Consider the following 19,385-nt stretch of genomic DNA (forward strand, 5'->3'; position numbering starts at 1 on the left):
TCATTCTCCTTTGTTCGAGGTTTAAGGAACAATTCTACGCTGCCCCCTTTTTTTTATGATCTCTGTCAAATTCTTAGAAGTGAATTTGGGAGGTTTTTTTGCATGTGTGTTGATCATATGGAGATGAGTTTTCTCTAAAATGACAGACAGTCTATTTATGAGACCTTGTCTAAATAAGCAACTTAGAAAATGACAGGCGGCTTACGCCTTTTGCAATGATCTAGATGTTAGCAAAATGGTTTGTTTTGAAGCAGCTAAGCTTCTATAATTTGAATTTACTGTGTCAATGAGTTTAATTTTAATTAAGGGTGCTTATAAAAAAACAGCGGATTAACTTAAAGAAATCGGCTTTCTTTTATACATGGCTGAAGATTTGTAGTTAATTAGCAGGGCCTATCCTTGTGGAAAATTCACAAAGGGGACTAAAGTGTTTGCCCGTATGATAAAAACGATTACAACTAATCGGTTATCTTTGTGAAACCACTACTCGATAATTGCTATTTCTTTATAAGAAGTCTAAATAAGCTTCCGAAATAATTTTAGATAAAACAAGTAAATAGTGAATTCTAGTAACTATCATTTGAATTTCATTCTCAATTAGGATAAAATATAAGAGATTGAGTAATGAAAAAATTTGATGTGGAGGTCGTTATAAATGTCCGTTTTAGAAATTAAGAATTTACATGTGTCGATTGAGGACAAAGAAATTTTAAAAGGCGTTAACTTAACAATGAACTCTGGCGAAATTCACGCCATTATGGGACCAAACGGCACAGGTAAATCAACTTTATCGGCTGCGATTATGGGGAACCCTAACTATGAAGTTACCGCAGGTGAGGTGCTATTAGATGGTGAAAATTTATTGGAGCTAGAAGTAGACGAACGGGCTCGTGCTGGCATCTTCTTGGCCATGCAATATCCAAGTGAAATTCCTGGAATTACCAATGCGGAATTTATGCGTGCGGCGATCAATGCCAAACGAGACGAGGATGACAAAATCTCCGTTATGGACTTTATTAAAAAATTAGATGAAAAAATGGCAATTTTAGATATGCCGGAAGAAATGGCTGAACGTTACTTAAACGAAGGCTTTTCCGGTGGCGAGAAAAAACGGAATGAAATTCTGCAATTAATGATGATGGAACCAACTTTTGCGATTTTAGATGAAATCGATTCAGGCTTAGATATTGATGCGTTGAAAGTTGTGTCTCAAGGGGTCAACGAAATGCGTGGGGATAACTTTGGTGCATTGATCATTACTCATTATCAACGCTTGCTGAACTACATCACACCTGACGTAGTTCACGTTATGATGGATGGCCGTGTTGTCAAAACAGGTGGGGCTGATTTAGCGAAACGTCTGGAAGCGGAAGGTTATGCCGGCATCAGCAAAGAATTAGGAATTGAACTAATTGAAGAATAAGAAGGGTGGACAAGATAAATGAAAGACGTACAATTTACGACTTATCTTGACGACTTAAAAGCTTTTTCAGTTGGTCAAGGTGAACCAGAATGGATGCTTGAACTTCGTCTAGCTGCGTTAGCTAAACTAGAGGAATTAGATTTACCGAAAATCGAACGGGTTAAAATTGACCGTTGGGATTTAACCACGGTGGCAGATTTTGAGGAAACCGTTGAGTATGGCAATGTCTATAACTTTGATGCCTCAAAAGACAATCCGATTTTAGTTCAACACGGCAATACAACCGTGGTCGAACAAATGCCAGTTTCCTTAAGCGAGCAAGGCGTGATTTTTACAGATATTTTTACGGCCATGCAGGAGCACCCAGAATTGGTTAAAGATTATTACATGCAACTGGCAGTTAAGCCAAACGAAGATAAATTAACAGCTTTCCATGCGGCCTTTATGAGTGGTGGTTCTTTCCTTTATGTGCCGAAACATGTGGTCATTGAAGAACCAATCGAAGGAATTTATTTGCACAATGCGGCGTCTACGACTAATTTTGTTAAACATGTTCTAATCTTAGCGGATGAAAACAGTCAGTTTAACTACTTAGAACGTTTTCAAACCGTGGGCGAAGGCGATGTTAAATCGGTGGCAAATATCGTGATTGAAGTTGTGGCAAAACAAGGCTCTAAAGTGAAGTTTTCCGCCATTGATCAATTAGGTGTCAATGTGACAGCCTATATGAACCGCCGTGGCCACATCCTCCGAGATGCGTCAGTTGACTGGGCTATCGGTGTGATGAACGATGCCAATGTGGTAGCAGACTTTGATTCTGATTTAATTGGCGAAGGTTCTCATTCAGAAGTCAAAGCTGTGGCAATCAGTGCCGGCCGTCAAACACAGGGAATCGATACACGGGTGACAAACTATGGTCGTCATTCGATTGGTCATATTTTGCAACACGGTGTTATTCGTGAACGAGGAACCTTGACCTTTAACGGAATTGGTCACATTATCAAAGGGGCTAAAGGGGCAGACGCGCAACAAGAAAGTCGCGTACTGATGTTATCTGATCAGGCCCGAGGCGATGCCAATCCGATTTTATTGATTGATGAAAATGAAGTGACTGCCGGACATGCGGCCAGTGTTGGACGTGTAGATCCGGAAGAGATGTACTATTTAATGAGTCGTGGCTTGAAGAAAACAGAAGCAGAACGTTTGGTTATTCGAGGCTTTTTAGGCTCAGTCTTAACGGCAATTCCAGTGAAAGAAGTTCGTCAGGAACTAGCAGAGGTTATTGAAAGGAAGTTATCTTAATGATTAGCAAACACATCAAGCAAGATTTTCCGATTTTGCATCAAGCTGTCAATGATGAACCTTTAGTTTATTTAGATAACGCTGCAACCACTCAAAAACCCATTCAAGTTTTGGAGGCGTTACGCCATTACTATGAATATGATAATGCCAATGTTCACCGAGGGGTTCATACCTTGGCGGAGCGTTCCACGGCCGCTTATGAAGGAGCTCGCGAGAAAGTTCGTCGTTTTATCAACGCTGAGTCTACTGAACAAGTCTTGTTCACACGGGGAGCAACGACTGGCTTAAACTGGATTTCTCGTAGCTATGGCGATGCCAATGTCAATGAAGGCGATGAAATTGTGATTACCTACATGGAGCATCACTCCAATATCGTTCCTTGGCAAGAACTGGCCAAACGCCAAAAGGCTAAACTGGTTTATATCAACTTAACACCAGATGGGCAATTGGACATGGCTGATGCTCGCCAAAAAATTACTAAGAAAACCAAAATCCTTTCGGTGGCACATTGTTCCAATGTTTTGGGTGTAACCAATCCGATCGTCGAGTTAGCCCAGTTGGTTCATGGCGTTGGCGGGGTGATGGTCGTAGACGGTGCTCAAGCAGTGCCTCATATGCCAGTGGATGTCAAAGCTTTGGGAGCCGATTTTTATGTCTTTAGTGGGCATAAGATGTGCGCTCCGACTGGAATAGGTGTATTATATGGCAAACGGGAACATTTGACTGCCATGGAGCCTATTGAGTACGGCGGCGAAATGATTGATTTTGTTTACGATCAGGAAAGTACTTGGACCCAACTGCCTTGGAAGTTTGAAGCGGGAACGCCTAACATCGCCGGGGGAATAGGCTTAGGTGCCGCCATCGATTACTTAAACGAGATTGGGATGGAAACTATCCATCAATATGAAGCGGATTTAGTGGCTTACGTGTTACCTAAATTACTTGCCATCGACGGCATAACGGTATATGGCCCTCAAGATCCGAGTAATCACAACGGCGTGATTGCCTTCAATATTGATGGGTTACATCCACATGACCTGGCTACAGCTATGGACATGCAAGGGGTGGCGGTGCGAGCCGGTCATCACTGTGCCCAACCTTTATTAAACTACCTGAACGTGCAATCAACGGCACGGGCAAGTTTCTATTTTTACAATACCAAGGAAGACGCTGACCAGTTAGTGGCCGGTCTTCTGGCGACAAAGGAGTTTTTCCAACATGGCACTATCTAGATTAGATAATTTATACCGACAAGTCATCTTAGATCATTCAAGTCACCCACATCACCATGGTGTGTTAGATGAATCAACGACGGAGATTGAGATGAACAACCCAACCTGTGGTGATGTCATTCAACTTCAGATGAAACTAACACCAGAGAACGTGATTGAAGATATTCGCTTTGACGGCAGCGGCTGTTCTATCAGCACTGCTAGCACAAGCATGATGACCGATGTTGTCATTGGAAAAACCACCACTGAAGCTTTGGCATTAATCGACAGCTTTTCCGAATTAGTACAAGGAAAAGACGTGGCCAAGCTTGATGCCTTGGGTGATGCTCAGATTCTCAGTGGTGTAACCAAATTCCCTGCCCGAATTAAATGCGCGACCCTTGGCTGGAAAGCTTTGGAACGAGGTATTTACGAAAACAAAGCAACAACTGTAGCTGACCAGCGTCATTGCGACGAGTAACAGAAAGTGTGCAGCCAACCCTAAACGCTTTTCAGAGAAAGGAATGAGGATATGAGTGAAGTACCTACTCCAGAAGTTGAACTTGAAACAGAAGTACCCTCTTTAGAAGAATATAAATTCGGCTTTCATGATGAAGACCAGTCCATTTTCAGTACAGGTAAAGGATTGACGGAAGAAATCGTCCGTGAAATCTCGAAAGTCAAAGAAGAACCTGAGTGGATGTTGGATTTCCGTTTGAAATCCTTTGAAGCCTTTAAGAAAATGCCGATGCAAAAATGGGGCCCGGATTTATCAGAAATTGATTTTGAAGCCCTGACATACTACAAAAAAGCCAGCAACGAGCCTGCTCGTGACTGGGAAGATGTCCCAGATAAAATCAAAGAAACCTTTGAGCGAATCGGGATTCCCGAAGCCGAGCGCAAATATCTAGCTGGCGCCAGTGCTCAGTATGAATCAGAAGTGGTTTACCACAATATGAAAGACGAGTTTAGCAAATTGGGCATCGTCTTCACTGATACGGATTCAGCCTTAAAAGAATACCCAGAGCTATTCAAAGAATATTTTGCAAAACTAGTGCCACCAACGGATAATAAATTAGCAGCACTTAACTCAGCTGTTTGGTCAGGCGGCACCTTTATCTACGTACCAAAAGGCGTTCAATGTGATGTGCCACTACAAACTTATTTCCGGATTAACGCCGAAAACATGGGACAGTTCGAACGCACCTTGATCATCGTTGACGAAGGCGCTAGTGTCCATTACGTGGAAGGTTGTACGGCACCAACTTATTCAACTAACAGCCTCCATGCGGCCATCGTGGAAATCTTTACCCGTAAAGATGCTTATTGCCGTTACACGACTATTCAAAACTGGTCGGATAACGTCTATAATTTGGTAACTAAACGTGCCAAAGCTTACGAAAATGCAACTGTTGAGTGGATTGACGGCAACTTAGGTGCCAAAACCACTATGAAATATCCAAGTGTTTATCTGGATGGACGTGGCGCACGTGGCACCATGCTATCAGTGGCGTTTGCCAACGAAGGCCAAATTCAAGACACAGGAGCCAAAATGATTCACAATGCACCCAACACATCAAGCTCAATTATCTCCAAATCCATTGCCAAAAATGGCGGCGAAGTCAACTACCGTGGGCAAGTAACATTCGGCAAGAAGAGCCAAGGCTCTATCTCTCATATCGAGTGTGACACGATTATCATGGATGATTTATCGAAGAGTGATACCATTCCCTTTAATGAGATTCACAATAGCCAAGTGGCTCTGGAGCATGAGGCGAAGGTCTCTAAAATCTCTGAGGAACAGTTGTACTATCTGATGAGTCGTGGCTTAACAGAAATTCAGGCGACAGAGATGATCGTCATGGGATTCGTTGAACCGTTCACGAAGGAATTACCGATGGAATATGCGGTGGAATTAAACCGTTTGATCCAGTATGAGATGGAAGGCAGTGTGGGCTAAAGTCAATTTGAGCGCTATAAATGTTGATTTATCAATGTTTATAGTGCTTCTTTTTTTATGAAAAGCAAACTAACTACAAAACTAACTACAACGGTGATTAAAAGAGATATTTCTCTTTTTCAATAAACTGAGCAAATTGATCCGCACTACGTTCCTCTCTTTCTGGATAGAAGTAGTTATAGACCTGACGAGTCATCTTCGAATCTTTATGTCCAACTCGGTACATAATATCCTCTAAGTTCATATCCGCCATTGCGCAGAGAGAAACATGTGTCTTTCTAAATTCATGAAGGGTAATTCGTTTTAAGTTGTATTTAGTTGCAATAACATCATACCAATCATTAGGCTGTCCAGGACGACAAAAATGGTTCTCTTTGTTAGGAAAGACTAGTTGATGTTTATTTGTTGTTTTAATTCCTAAGACACTGAATTCAAATTGTTGTCTCTTTTTCCATTCCTGTAACAGTGACATTGTTTCTAAATCAATTGAAATGGTTCTTTTTCCAGCGTTAGTTTTGGCACTTTGGCTAGCAACTTTAGTTTTTTTAGATTTTGGATTATATTCAACTTCTGCCAGTGTTTTACTTATTGTTAACTTGTTACTCTCAAAATTAATGTCATTCCATTCTAATGCGAGTATTTCCGATTTTCTAGCACCAGTGTAAGATAAAACACGAAAATAAGTTTCGATTTTCATATTGCCATGTTTTTTACAGAAATCTAAAAAAATGGCTAATTCTTTTGGCGTATAAACTGTCATTGTTTCTGTAGCAACTAAATGTTCATCAATTTCTTGACGCTTGATAGGCTCAGTTTTTCGCATAGGGTTTTCATTGATGAGTTCTTGTTGGACACCATATTGTAAAATTTGAGCCACCGCACGACGAAAGTAGTAGGCTTGTTTAAAACCATCTCTTATCCAGCGACGATTGACTTGAGTACAAAAGCGTACTGAAATGTCTTTAAGCATTTTATTTCCGAAGTATTCAAGTGCATGATCTTCAATCGCTCTTCTAGTTATCATAATAGTAGATGGTTTTACTTTCAAACGATATTGTTCAATAAACTCTTCATAAAGCTCTTTAAAAGTGATATTACCATTCATTTTTAGCGTACTTTTATCAAAATCAAGTTGTAATTGTCGATAAATTTGTTGTGCTTCTTTTTTTGTTTGAAAACCACTTCTTGTGGTGCGCACTTCCTCACCAAATTCAGTTTTTCCAAGATAGCATTGGAATTTCCAAAGCTTTTGATTATACTTAGTATATTGTTTAAAAGAAACCGACATATAAAATCTTCCTTCCTAATTCATTATTTGGATTAGGATATTTTGTCGTTCGTAAGATTTTAATAATCATTTTAAGTCCCTATCGATGCTCAGTATTTTTCAATTGATTTAAAATGTTCTTTAAGTCTTCAAGGTCATACAAATGTTGTCTCCCAATAATTATGGCTTCCAAACCATTGAGATGAAGCTTTTTTAATGTATTGAAACCAATATGCAATTCCTTCATTAAAGTCTGCTGATTCACATATCTGCCAAGAATTAGTGGTGTTTTATTAGGAGTGTTCATAGGCAAGTCTCTTTCTGAGGCTAATAGAATATCCATGATTAATCAATAGAATTTTTTATTCATCCTTTCTTTTACTTATAGTATCTGTTTCATAGGGATGCGAGCCAGAATCAAATACTGTACATTGATTATAAGGCTTTCAATTCCCTTTTTCTATAAAAAATTTGATAAGTCAAAATCTTACTTCTTACAAATATCGTTTTAACTTTGCAAATACGATAAACAGAAGCATATTTTTTATTATTTTAATTAAGCTTCAATTTTCAATAGTTAGATGTTTAATAAATATTCCTTCTTCTATCAAATTATCTTTTGTCAAAAGATATCATAGGAATTTCACCTCTCCCCAGTTTATGACGAGCTTTACAGAAGTATCATTATATTCTTTGTATATCATGGCAGTAGGTGACGGAACTACTTTGTTTGAAAAGTCAATCGCTCACAATACAATAGATTGGTCATGGCGTTTTTCAAGACGTTGCTTCATACAAAGAAAACGTATTTGATAGAAGTTTATTCAATTATCAAAGATCAAAGTTTCTATAAGTAAATTGGAAAATGGAGAAAAAAAAGCAACACAAGTTCTAAAATTTTTTAAAATAAAAAGACAGGTGGAGAGTCACCTGTCAGTTTAGTTAATCAAGATATTTTTCTGGATTAAAATTTCGGACTATTTTTATAAAGGTTTCTGTCAAATTTTGAAAACAATCCTCATCCAAATAACCTTGTTTAGATGCTTCTTTAATTAGCAATGGCTTGAAATCTTTAAGTAATATTTCCATCGCTTGCTCATCACCTTTTTTTGCTTGCTCAATTAATGGCAAGAAATTCTTCATGATATACCTCCTTCCTTATTTTGGGTAGAAGAAGGTAGGAGGCGCTCGACAGTTACACCAATGATTATCTTTTTAAAAACTCCTCAATTTTTTTTAATAGTCTTTTTCTAAATATTGAGACTCCCTGTCGACTAATATTAAAAATATTTGCGATTTCACTATCAGTTTTACATTGTATATATTTTTCGTAAAGTAGTTTTTTTTCTTTGAAGTTTAATTGCTCAATGGCTCTAGATAGTTCCTCATTTTCTGTGAAGTTTTGCAAATTTATAATTTCAGACTCTGAAATAAAATCAAGGGATAAGTAAGATTCGGATATGCTACTTTTCACGATTTCTTCTAATGAATCAGTTGGAAAGTAGTTACGAGAATATTTTTGCTTCTTTTTTAGGCAAGCACTGGAAGAATTTTTAATAGATTGCTGTACATATCTAACAAATAAATAGTTAACTTCAACTTCTGATTTCATGATTGAATCACCCTTTACTAATTATTTAACTTATACTGCCAAAAACCTCGAGTGACTTTCTCGACGTTTATAGAAGAGTCTAAATTCATTCTTGGTAAAATATTGTTTGATAAATTTGAATAGTTGATAGATAGCTGAAAATCATTAACAAGTTTTTCATATATTTGTTTATTGCTCAATGGTAAACCGTGCTTTTTTAGAATATGACTAATTTGCAACGCTATTTTAGAATATGGAAGGTAGGTTTTTCCTTCTTTTTTTGACAAAAAGTATTTATCATTTTCAATATTTTCTTTTCTAATCTGGCTTTGACTCTTTTTTTGAGGTTTCTGCTCCTCAATAACCTTTATAATAGTTAGATTAATCTTATTCAATCGTTCTTTTAAATCGAAATATTGTTTAGTTAGTTGCCGTCTTTCTGTCATAATTTCTTGCATGAGGTGGTAAATGGTTTCTCTTTCATCCGAAATATTCATGATTTCTCCTTTCAAATTTGTTAATCAAAAATAAATTAAAATTCTTAGTAGTAAAAGCAACAAACATTGCATATTGACAAAAGATAGATTCTCATCTATATTATACATAGATGGAAATCTATATGAAAGGATGAGGTATATTGAAACAAAATACTAAGTTGCTACATGAGTACACGAATACAGATTCTTGTACAGGAGCGTCCTCTATTCCAATTTATCAAGCATCAACTTATGATCAGCGCGGAGAAATTGGTGAACGGGAATACATGTATACAAGATTTGGAAATCCAACTGTAAAAGTACTAGAAGAAGCCATTGCAGATTTAGAGAACGCTAGATATGGATTTGCTTTTTCTTCTGGGATGGCTGCTATTAGTGCGGCATTCCATTCAGTGCTAAAAATGGGTGATCATGTTGTTATGCCAAAAAATGTTTATGGTGGAGCGTTTCAATGTGAAATGTCGCATGCTAGTGTGCCTGAAAAAGAAAGGCTGAGCCAAGGTATTACAGATGGACTTATTCGTTTTTCTTTAGGAATAGAAGATATTGAAAATTTAGTGGAGGATATTGACCAAGCTTTAGATAGTTTGTAAACGAGATGAACAGATAGAGCTGTTTTCAATAGGTAATTTAAATTTCAGAAGTTACTCAATTAAAATGTTCCAAAAAGTAGTGACCTAAATATTCTTTCTTCTTGACTTCATAATTTGATTCATTTATATTAAACACATAGATGAATATCTATTTGTTTTTTATCCAACATATAGATAATTGTCTATGTAAGAAGGGAGGAGAATGATGAACTCAATAGTTTTATTTGAGTCAGAGATGTGTTGTGGCGTTAAAATGACTGGTGCAGAAATAAATAGAAAATTATTGTATCTAGGACCAACATTACAAAAGATTCAACGACAGACGAATTTTGAAGTAGAACGTCATAGTTTAACAATCGAACCAGAAGCATTTATTGCAAATGAGGAAGTCAGACTGTTAATGGAAAAGAGAGGTATTAGTGTTCTACCAGTAACTATTGTGGATGGTAAAATAAAAAAAATTGGTATTTATCCATCTATAGAAGAGTTTGTAAGTTATACAGGTTTGATTATATAAAGAATTTAGGAGGAAGTACAATGAAAATGTATCAACCAGAGGCGATTAATTTAACGAAGTACCTATTTTTTACAGGTAAAGGAGGGGTTGGGAAAACATCTACAGCTAGCGCAACAGCAACTTATCTAGCTGATAAGGGAAAGCAGGTCATGTTGGTCAGTACCGATCCAGCAAGTAATTTGCAAGATGTCTTTGAATTAGAACTTTCAAATAGAGGAACTGAAATTCCTGACGTAGAAGGATTAGTCGTTGCAAATTTTGATCCAGTTGAAGCTGCGAATGATTATAAAGAAAGCATTGTAGGTCCGTATCGTGGCAAATTGCCTGATTCAGTTTTAGAAAATATGGAAGAACAATTATCGGGCTCCTGTACGGTTGAAATAGCGTCATTTAATGAGTTTGCTAATTTTCTAACTGACAAAGAAGCATCTACAAAATATGATCACATTATTTTTGATACAGCCCCAACAGGTCATACTCTAAGAATGTTGCAATTACCATCAGCTTGGAACAATTATTTAGATGAAAATGAAACAGCAACAGCTCCTTTGGGACAATTATCAGGTGCCGTGGACAAGAAAGAAATCTATGATCTAGCCGTTAAAACATTAATTGATGGACAGCAAACGACGTTAATGTTGGTTACTAGACCACAAAAAACTTCTTTATTAGAGGCAGATCGAGCTTCAAAAGAATTGGAAGAAATGGGTATTAGAAATCAAACATTAATAATTAATGGAATATTGGAAGAAGCAACCGATAATGTATCCGAAGAATTTTATGACATTCAACAATCAGCATTGAAACAAATGCCAGCAAGTCTTGCAAAATATCCTGAATATGTTGTACCGTTACGTCCATACAATTTAACAGGGATTGAAAATATCAGGAAATTATTGAATGAAAAGCAAGATGAGATTTTAACACAAAGCGTTGAACCAAAAGTATTTCCGCATTTACAGGAAATCGTGAACGATCTATATGAAAGCAACAAGAAAGTTATTTTTACAATGGGTAAAGGTGGGGTCGGAAAAACAACGATTGCCGCAGCAATTGCAATGGCTTTAGCTGATAAAGGTAAAAAAGTTCATTTAGCAACGACTGATCCAGCTGCACATCTTCAATTTGTTATTTCAGAAACGGATAAAATTAGTGTGAGCCATATTGATGAAGCAAAAGAACTGACTGACTATCAGGCTGAGGTATTAGCTAAAGCTCGTGAAACAATGTCAGAAGAAGACGTGGCTTATGTAGAAGAAGATTTACGCTCACCTTGTACACAAGAAATAGCTGTTTTTAGGAAGTTTGCAGAAATAGTTGAGGGAGCAGATAGTGATGTTGTTGTGATTGATACAGCCCCAACAGGTCATACATTATTATTGCTTGATTCGACACAAAGTTACCATAAGGAAATTGAACGTTCTTCTGGTGACGTCCCTGAATCAGTCCAAAAATTGTTACCTAAGTTGCAAAATGGCGAGGAGACAGAAGTTGTGATGGTTACTTTACCAGAAGCGACACCTGTTTATGAATCTATTCGACTGAAAGAAGACTTGGAAAGAGCAGGGATTGCTCGTACTTGGTGGGTAGTAAATAACAGTATGCTTTCAAGTGGCACAACGAACCCAATGCTTTTAGCAAGAGCACAAAATGAGGGGATTTGGATTGATAAAGTAGCAGAACTTTCTAACCATCATTACGCAGTGATTGAATGGAAGGCAGAAGAAATATCTGGAGAAGCTTTAAGAGACATTTTATAATGTGCAAGAAGCGCCAGTTAATTTTTAATCACAATTTAGTCATTGACAAAACATAGATAAAGTTCTATATTAAGTATAGATAAGTATCTATGTGGAGGTGAGACAATGGATTATTTGAGATTATCAAAAATTATGAAGGCTATCGCTGAACCTAACAGACTTCAAATATTGGATATGATTTCAACTGGTGAGAAGTGTGCGTGTGATATTTTAGATGATTTTAATTTTACTCAGCCAACACTATCGCATCATATGAAAGTATTGATTGAAGCTGGGATTGTAACAGCTCGTAAAGAAGGTAAATGGCAATACTATTCTCTAGTGAGTGAGAATATTGAAGAATTTCAAGAATTAACCAATCAGATTTTTAAGACAAAACAAAAAGAAGGAGTTATGTAAAATGAGTAAAGTATCGTTGTACGAACCAGCAATGTGTTGTGATACAGGGGTTTGTGGTCCAGGAGTAGATACAGAATTACTACGTGTATCTTCTATTATTCAAACACTGGAAAAAACCGATGGTGTAGAAGTTGAGCGCTTTAATTTAACAGGGAATCCTGGAGCATTCGTAGAGAATGCGAAAATAGGGGAGTTGTTACAATCTAAAGGAGCCGATATTTTACCAGTTGTTTTATTAGACGGGGAAATTGTAAAGATGGCTGGTTATCCATCAAATGAAGAATTTAGTGTCTATACAGGTATCAATTTTTCTGAGGGTAAAAAAGAACAACAAGCAAATAATTGTTGCTCACCATCTTCTGGATGTTGCTAAAACGAACAGGAAAAAGCTTGTGGGAGGGTTTCTCATAAGCTTTTTTTATTTCAAAGACAGAAACTATTGACAATAGATAGATAAACATCTATATTATACATAGAAGAACTTCTATATAAGGAGGGATGAAAGATGGATTATGAATTAACAGCAAAAGTATTTAAAGCATTAGGAGATCCGAAAAGAGTTCAAATTGTAGACATGCTCTCTTGTGGCGAGCGCTGTGCATGTGATTTATTAGAACATTTTGACTTTACACAGCCAACACTGTCACATCATATGAAAGTGTTGATGAATGCAGGAATTGTTCAAGCAAGGAAAACAGGCACATGGCACAACTATTCATTGAATGCAGAGAATATGAAGGTTTTATCTGGAATTATTGACAATCTCGTTCAAAGCACAGCTGACTGTGTTTGCCATACCATTGAAAATGGCGAATGTTCTTGTATGGATAAGAAAAACTCAAAGGTTGTAGAGAGCATTACGATTGACTAAATGATTAATTTAAGGAGGCAACAGACATGAAATTGTATCAACCTGATCAATTACCATTAACGAAGTATCTGTTTTTTACAGGAAAGGGCGGTGTAGGTAAAACAACTACTGCTTGTGGGACTGCAACGTATTTAGCCGATAATGGGAAAAAAGTTATGCTGGTGAGTACTGATCCAGCGAGTAATTTACAAGATGTTTTTCAAACAGAATTAACCAATAAAGGAAAGGAAATTCCAGAGGTTCCAGGTTTAACTGTAGCGAATTTTGATCCTGTGACTGCGGCTGATGATTATAAAGAGAGTGTTGTTGGACCCTTTAGGGGAAAATTACCAGATTCTGCTTTAGCGAATATGGAAGAACAATTATCAGGTTCTTGCACAGTAGAAATTGCTGCATTTAATGAGTTTTCTGGTTTTTTAACTGATCCCGAAGCAGAGAAAAAATATGATTACATCATTTTTGATACAGCCCCAACAGGTCATACGTTGAGAATGTTACAGTTACCTTCTGCTTGGAGTAATTTCATGGACGAAAATACAACAGGTGCTTCTTGCTTGGGTCAACTATCTGGTCTAGGCGATAAAAAAGAAATATACGAGCATGCAGTTGCAACATTAGCGGATGCCACAAAAACAACATTAATGCTGGTAACAAGACCACAAAAATCACCACTTTTAGAGGCTGATCGCGCTTCTAAAGAATTACAGGAAATAGGAATTGAGAATCAAGTATTACTTGTAAATGGTGTTTTAGAAGAAGCGACAGATAAGGTATCACAATTAATTTATAACAGTCAACAAGAGACACTCAATCAAATGCCAGCAAGTTTAAAAAAATTTCCAGAATACAGTATTCCTTTACGTTCTTATAATGTAACAGGGATTGAAAATTTACGTCAATTATTGAAGGCAGATCAAGGTGAATTTTTGACTGAATCAGTTGCTCCTAGAGCGTTTCCAAGGTTGAAAGATATTGTGAATGAATTAGAACAATCAGGTAAAAAGGTCATTTTTACGATGGGAAAAGGTGGGGTTGGAAAAACGACTATCGCAGCCGCAATTGCCACTGGATTGGCAGATAAAGGCAAAAAAGTTCATTTGGCAACGACTGACCCAGCTGCTCATTTGCAATTTGTGATTTCTGAATCAGATCAAATTAAAGTGAGCCATATTGATGAAGACAAAGAATTAGCGGACTATACAGAAGAGGTCTTAAGTAAGGCACGTGAAACGATGTCACCGGATGATGTCGCCTATGTAGAAGAAGATTTGCGTTCACCATGTACGCAAGAAATCGCTGTTTTTCGAGCTTTTGCAGAAATAGTGAACGATGCGGATTGTGATGTTGTTGTGATTGATACAGCCCCAACAGGTCATACGTTGTTATTACTGGATTCTACGCAAAGTTATCATAAGGAAGTTGAGCGAACCTCTGGTGAAGTACCTGATTCAGTCAAACGACTTTTACCTCGTTTGCAGGATGGCAAAGAAACCGAAGTGGTAATGGTTACGTTACCTGAGACGACACCTGTTTATGAGTCTATGAGATTACAAGAAGATTTAGATCGAGCTGGAATAGCTCATACATGGTGGGTCATTAATAATAGTATGTTAACAAGTGGGACAACGAATCCAATGTTATTAGCACGAGCACAAAATGAAAATGCTTGGATTGATAAAGTCGCAGAGTTATCTGACAATCATTATGCTGTTGTGGAATGGCATGCGGAAGAAATCTCTGGAGCAGCCTTACACAATATATTAAATTAGAATGGTTCATTTTTTTAATTGATAGATAGAAGTTTTTCTATCTATCGTGCACATATTTGAATTTTATATGGAGGAAGATGATGATGACAAAGGAAAAGGCAACAGGAATTGATTTTTTTGAGAAGTATTTAACCGTGTGGGTGTTAATTTGTATGGTGTTAGGGTTATTGATTGGAAAGTTTATTCCAGTCATTCCGAATGTTTTAGGGAAAATGGAAATTGCACATACGTCAATTCCTATAGCAGTGTTAATCTGGATTATGATTTATCCTATGATGATGAAAATTGATTTTCAATCCATTAAGAATGTAGGGAAGAATCCGACAGGCGTCTTTTTATCTTGTGGGATTAGTTGGCTCATTAAACCATTTTTGATGTTTGGATTAGCTTCATTTTTCTTTTATGTTGTTTTTAGCAATTTCATTCCAGCAGATTTGGCAAAGGAATACGTAGCAGGAGCTGTATTATTAGGCGCAGCACCTTGTACCGCTATGGTCTTTATCTGGAGCAATTTAACAAAGGGAGACCCAGCGTACACATTGGTTCAAGTTTCTGCCAATGATCTATTGATCGTCATTCTATTTGCGCCAATCGTGACGTTCTTACTTGGCGTTAACAATATTGTAGTTCCGTGGGATGTGTTGTTGTTCTCAATTGTCATTTTTGTTGTGGTCCCTTTAATTGCTGGAATAGCGACAAGAAGTTATATGATAAAGAAGAAAGGGGAAGCGTACTTCAATGAGAAGTTCGTCACAAAATTTGATAGTATTACAACAATTGGTTTGTTGTTGACACTAGTTATCATTTTCTCTTTTCAAGGGGATATTATTTTAAGTAATCCATTTCATATTTTATTGATTGCCGTCCCACTAGTGTTACAAAATTTATTAACCTTTGCTTTAGCCTATTTCTCTGCTTGGAGATTGAAGTTACCGCATAATATTGCGGCACCAGCAGGGTTAATCGGCGCTTCTGATTTCTTTGAACTATCAGTCGCAGTAGCGATTACATTATTTGGTGCATCTTCTCCTGTCGTTTTGGTGACAGTCGTTGGTGTTTTAACAGAAGTGCCAGTCATGTTAATGCTAGTAAAATATGTGAATAAAACGAGAACGAAATTTCCTCGTGGCGGTACACACATAGCTGTAGAAAAGTAGTAGAATAACGAATTCCTCATTAGAAATCATCTAGTGAGGATATCTTTTTTAAAATTTTAACAATGGAGATGTTGATTGTGGCAGGAGTAACAAAAAAATTATCATTATTAGATCGATATTTAACGCTTTGGATTTTTCTGGCAATGGCGTTTGGAATTGGCTTAGGTTATTTTGTTCCAGGGGTTGTAACGGGAATCAATAAACTAGAAGTGGGGACTACTTCAATACCTATCGCTATTGGCTTGATTCTCATGATGTATCCGCCATTAGCTAAAGTGAAATATGAAGAAATGTGGCGTGTATTTAAAGACTGGAAAGTATTGCTATTATCACTGTTTCAAAATTGGATTATCGGTCCTATCTTAATGTTTATTTTGGCAGTTGTCTTTTTACATGATTATCCTGAATATATGGTAGGTTTGATTATGATTGGTTTAGCTCGCTGTATTGCGATGGTAATTGTTTGGAGCAATCTTGCTCAAGCAGATAATGAATATACAGCTGGTTTGGTCGCTTTTAACTCTATTTTTCAAATTGTTTTTTACTCTGTATTTGCTTATATATTTGTAACAGTTATTCCAGGGTGGTTAGGACTAGAAACACATGCTATTTCGATTGGAATGGGTGAAATTGCGACAAGCGTGTTTATTTATTTGGGTATCCCTTTTATTGCTGGATTTATTTCTAGACGAATTTTAATCAAGAAAAAAGGGATTCAGTGGTATGAAGAAAAATTCATTCCTAAAATTAGCCCAATCACATTGATTGCCTTATTGTTTACCATTATTGTGATGTTCTCAGTTAAAGGCGAAAAAGTCATTGAGTTGCCGATGGATGTTGTAAGAATTGCCATCCCATTATTGATTTATTTTGTGCTAATGTTTTTCGTATCATTTTTTATTTCTAAACGAATGGGCACGAGCTATCCGATTACAGCTTCCTTATCTTTCACGGCAGCTAGTAATAACTTTGAATTAGCGATTGCTGTAGCAGTTGGCGTTTTTGGCATCAATTCAGGAGAAGCTTTTGCAGCAGTAATTGGACCACTAGTTGAAGTTCCAGTTCTAATTGGGCTGGTGAATGTTGCGTTGAAATTCAAGAAAAAGTATTTTAACTAATTTAAAAGAAATGAGGATTATTTATGAAGATTGTCATTATCGGTTCAGTAGCTGCGGGTACAAGTGTAGCAGCGAAAGCTAGGAGAAATACAGAAGAAGCAGAGATTGTGGTTTATGATCAAGATAAGGATATTTCCTATTCTATTTGTGGGATTCCTTATTACATTGGAGAAGAAGTAGATGAACTGGAGCGTTTAACACCACGAAATGCAGAGTGGTTTAAAAAGCGGTATAATGTGGATATTTTTACCGAGCATCGAGTGACAAGCATTAATCCCAAAACACAAACAATTGAGGTTGAAAATCTTCAAACAGGTGAGAAGAACGTTGACACATATGATGAACTGGTTTTGGCAACTGGAGCAAAACCAATTGTTCCCGAAGTTTTCGAAGCTAAGGAATTGAATGAAAATATATTTCATGTAAGAAATATTCAAGATGCAAGAGCTATTCATAGTTTCATTGAAAAGGAGAATCCCAAAAAAGCAACAATCATCGGTGCTGGTTTTATTGGTCTAGAAATGGCAGAACAACTAGCACATAAAGGCATAGAAGTTACTATTATTCAACGTGGAAACCAAGTAATGAAACAAATGGACCCTGACATGGCTTTTCGAGTAGAGTTGGAACTTAAAAAGCATCAGGTTAATATTCAGCTAAATACAACGGTCACGAAAGTAGTTAATGTAGAGAGGCGAATCATTAAATTAGAAACGAGTCAGAATCAATCACTTGAAACGGAGTTAGTCATTCTTGCAGCAGGTGTTAAGCCAAATACTGATTTAGTTCAATCAATACGAATCGAGTTAGGCGAATCAGGGGCAATCAAAGTTAATAAAAAAATGCAGACATCTGTTCCTCATGTTTACGCCGTAGGAGATGTTGCGGAAAGTTTTTCTGTCATAACAGGTCAATCATTGTATCGACCACTTGGTTCTACTGCGAATAAAATGGGTAGGATTGCTGGAGATGTTATCACTGGAGGGGCTTTAGAACATCGTGGTATTTTAGGAACAGGGATTGTTAGAGTGTTTGATTTAACTGTTGCATATACTGGTATAAGTGAAAAGGATGCGATTGAGGAAGGAATAGATGTAGCAATTCTCTATAATATCAAGCCAGATCATGCCGATTATCTTGGTGGTAAAGAATTAACTATCAAAGCCCTAGCGGATAAAAGTAGTGGTAGAATAATTGGTGCACAAATTATTGGGCAGCAAGGTGTCGATAAGCGAATTGATGTGATTGCAACAGCTATTTCATTTGGCGCTGTGGCGGAGGATTTATTCCATTTAGATCTTGCCTATGCACCACCATTTGCAACAACTAAAGACCCGATTTTATACACTGGAATGGCATTGGATAATGCGGTTAACAATGGAACACCTTTAATGACACCAACTGAATTGATACAAAAGCAAGCTAACGGTGAAAAACTTCAAATTATTGATACTCGCTCTAAAAAACAATATGAAAAATCGAATGTTGAAGGAGCGGTCCATATTCCACTAGGTGATTTACGTGCTAGATTGATGGAATTAGATAAAGAACTAACAACTATCACCTATTGTAATAAAGGTGTCACTGGAAATGCAGCTCAAAATATATTACTCAATGAGGGTTTTAGAGACGTCTACAACTTGTCTGGTGGGAATAAGAATTATCAATTAATAAAACAGGTAATGTCTTCTTATTAAGTGATCAGTGAAAGGATAAAAAAATGACAGAAGAAAAAAGAGCAATTGCGAGGCTTGTTGGTGTTTTAGGGGCTTTCCTAGTTGCAAAATTCATGAACTTTCAACTTAGTATTGGGATATTTGTAAATTTTGTACTATTGATCATTGTTTTGTATATCTTGGCAAAGAGAAAGCAATCTAAAGAAAATAGGAAATGAATTGTATTAGTATCAGTCTGAATTTATTTGTAAATAAGAAAATAATGTTTTTTCTT

General features: G+C 36.9%; 21 protein-coding genes. 16 read left to right on the forward strand and 5 right to left on the reverse strand.

All coding sequences use genetic code 11. From position 1 onward, the window contains the following. Window positions 1-655 precede the first annotated feature (655 nt). Genes sufC through sufB form a run of 5 tightly spaced genes read left to right on the forward strand, consistent with a single transcriptional unit; the run spans window position 656 to window position 5,896 of the window. The gene (gene sufC / locus RWN13_RS17395; protein ID WP_314066250.1) at window positions 656-1,423 is read left to right on the forward strand and encodes a Fe-S cluster assembly ATPase SufC; all 768 of its coding nucleotides are present in this window, start codon (window positions 656-658) and stop codon (window positions 1,421-1,423) included. An 18-nt stretch (window positions 1,424-1,441) separates the two neighbouring features. Next, window positions 1,442-2,725 (forward strand): Fe-S cluster assembly protein SufD, encoded by a 1,284-nt coding sequence (gene sufD / locus RWN13_RS17400; protein ID WP_314066252.1) that lies wholly within the window; start codon window positions 1,442-1,444, stop codon window positions 2,723-2,725. Then, entirely contained in the window at window positions 2,725-3,957 is a 1,233-nt protein-coding gene (locus RWN13_RS17405) for a cysteine desulfurase (protein ID WP_314066254.1), read from the forward strand. Before sufD ends, RWN13_RS17405 begins: the two co-directional genes overlap by 1 nt. After that, window positions 3,944-4,417 (forward strand): Fe-S cluster assembly sulfur transfer protein SufU, encoded by a 474-nt coding sequence (gene sufU, locus RWN13_RS17410; protein WP_314066257.1) that lies wholly within the window; start codon window positions 3,944-3,946, stop codon window positions 4,415-4,417. Before RWN13_RS17405 ends, sufU begins: the two co-directional genes overlap by 14 nt. 51 nt (window positions 4,418-4,468) lie before the next feature. Further along, complete coding sequence (gene sufB, locus RWN13_RS17415; protein ID WP_314066259.1) at window positions 4,469-5,896, forward strand: Fe-S cluster assembly protein SufB; 1,428 nt, start codon at window positions 4,469-4,471, stop codon at window positions 5,894-5,896. A 97-nt stretch (window positions 5,897-5,993) separates the two neighbouring features. Here the strand turns inward: sufB and RWN13_RS17420 are convergent, their stop codons facing one another. The 5 genes from RWN13_RS17420 to RWN13_RS17440 all read right to left on the reverse strand — a co-directional run bounded on the left by RWN13_RS17420 (window position 5,994) and on the right by RWN13_RS17440 (window position 9,251). Then, window positions 5,994-7,184 carry a site-specific integrase gene (locus RWN13_RS17420; RefSeq protein ID WP_047584137.1) on the reverse strand — a complete coding sequence of 397 codons (1,191 nt, stop codon included), beginning with the start codon at window positions 7,182-7,184 and terminating at the stop codon, window positions 5,994-5,996. A gap of 79 nt (window positions 7,185-7,263) precedes the next feature. Further along, a complete protein-coding gene (locus RWN13_RS17425; protein WP_047584168.1) occupies window positions 7,264-7,470 on the reverse strand; it encodes a hypothetical protein in 207 nt (68 codons plus the stop codon). Window positions 7,471-8,105: 635 nt separating this feature from the next. Next, window positions 8,106-8,306, reverse strand: a complete 201-nt coding sequence (locus tag RWN13_RS17430) for a helix-turn-helix domain-containing protein (protein ID WP_047584136.1) — start codon at window positions 8,304-8,306, stop codon at window positions 8,106-8,108. 64 nt (window positions 8,307-8,370) lie between these two features. Then, window positions 8,371-8,775 carry a sigma-70 family RNA polymerase sigma factor gene (locus RWN13_RS17435; RefSeq protein ID WP_047584135.1) on the reverse strand — a complete coding sequence of 135 codons (405 nt, stop codon included), beginning with the start codon at window positions 8,773-8,775 and terminating at the stop codon, window positions 8,371-8,373. 17 nt (window positions 8,776-8,792) lie between these two features. Further along, window positions 8,793-9,251: a hypothetical protein gene (locus RWN13_RS17440; RefSeq protein WP_314066263.1), complete on the reverse strand. Its 459-nt coding sequence runs from the start codon at window positions 9,249-9,251 to the stop codon at window positions 8,793-8,795. A gap of 140 nt (window positions 9,252-9,391) precedes the next feature. Here RWN13_RS17440 and RWN13_RS17445 point away from each other — a divergent pair, with 140 nt between their 5' ends. From RWN13_RS17445 to RWN13_RS17495, 11 genes are all read left to right on the forward strand, one after another. Continuing rightward, window positions 9,392-9,844, forward strand: a complete 453-nt coding sequence (locus RWN13_RS17445) for a PLP-dependent transferase (protein ID WP_314066266.1) — start codon at window positions 9,392-9,394, stop codon at window positions 9,842-9,844. A gap of 202 nt (window positions 9,845-10,046) precedes the next feature. Further along, window positions 10,047-10,361: an arsenite efflux transporter metallochaperone ArsD-related protein gene (gene arsD2, locus RWN13_RS17450; RefSeq protein ID WP_270998932.1), complete on the forward strand. Its 315-nt coding sequence runs from the start codon at window positions 10,047-10,049 to the stop codon at window positions 10,359-10,361. Between the two features lie 20 nt (window positions 10,362-10,381). Beyond that, window positions 10,382-12,121, forward strand: a complete 1,740-nt coding sequence (arsA, locus tag RWN13_RS17455) for an arsenite efflux transporter ATPase subunit ArsA (protein WP_047584131.1) — start codon at window positions 10,382-10,384, stop codon at window positions 12,119-12,121. 105 nt (window positions 12,122-12,226) lie between these two features. Continuing rightward, window positions 12,227-12,520, forward strand: coding sequence for a helix-turn-helix transcriptional regulator (locus tag RWN13_RS17460; RefSeq protein WP_047584130.1), 294 nt, complete (start codon window positions 12,227-12,229; stop codon window positions 12,518-12,520). Between the two features lies 1 nt (window position 12,521). Beyond that, on the forward strand, window positions 12,522-12,893 hold the full coding sequence (gene arsD / locus RWN13_RS17465; RefSeq protein WP_047584129.1) for an arsenite efflux transporter metallochaperone ArsD: 372 nt from the start codon (window positions 12,522-12,524) through the stop codon (window positions 12,891-12,893). Window positions 12,894-13,025: 132 nt separating this feature from the next. Next, window positions 13,026-13,391: a helix-turn-helix transcriptional regulator gene (locus tag RWN13_RS17470; RefSeq protein ID WP_047584128.1), complete on the forward strand. Its 366-nt coding sequence runs from the start codon at window positions 13,026-13,028 to the stop codon at window positions 13,389-13,391. 26 nt (window positions 13,392-13,417) lie between these two features. Further along, on the forward strand, window positions 13,418-15,160 hold the full coding sequence (arsA, locus tag RWN13_RS17475) for an arsenite efflux transporter ATPase subunit ArsA (protein ID WP_047584127.1): 1,743 nt from the start codon (window positions 13,418-13,420) through the stop codon (window positions 15,158-15,160). An 83-nt stretch (window positions 15,161-15,243) separates the two neighbouring features. Next, a complete protein-coding gene (arsB, locus tag RWN13_RS17480) occupies window positions 15,244-16,317 on the forward strand; it encodes an ACR3 family arsenite efflux transporter (protein WP_047584167.1) in 1,074 nt (357 codons plus the stop codon). A 68-nt stretch (window positions 16,318-16,385) separates the two neighbouring features. Beyond that, window positions 16,386-17,435, forward strand: a complete 1,050-nt coding sequence (gene arsB / locus RWN13_RS17485; protein WP_047584126.1) for an arsenite efflux transporter membrane subunit ArsB — start codon at window positions 16,386-16,388, stop codon at window positions 17,433-17,435. Between the two features lie 23 nt (window positions 17,436-17,458). Beyond that, window positions 17,459-19,132: an FAD-dependent oxidoreductase gene (locus RWN13_RS17490; RefSeq protein ID WP_047584125.1), complete on the forward strand. Its 1,674-nt coding sequence runs from the start codon at window positions 17,459-17,461 to the stop codon at window positions 19,130-19,132. 23 nt (window positions 19,133-19,155) lie between these two features. Then, complete coding sequence (locus tag RWN13_RS17495) at window positions 19,156-19,329, forward strand: hypothetical protein (protein WP_168170164.1); 174 nt, start codon at window positions 19,156-19,158, stop codon at window positions 19,327-19,329. The last annotated feature ends 56 nt before the right edge of the window (window positions 19,330-19,385 follow it).

Origin of the sequence: uncultured Vagococcus sp. (assembly GCF_963518325.1) — a bacterium.
Lineage (GTDB): Bacteria > Bacillota > Bacilli > Lactobacillales > Vagococcaceae > Vagococcus_D.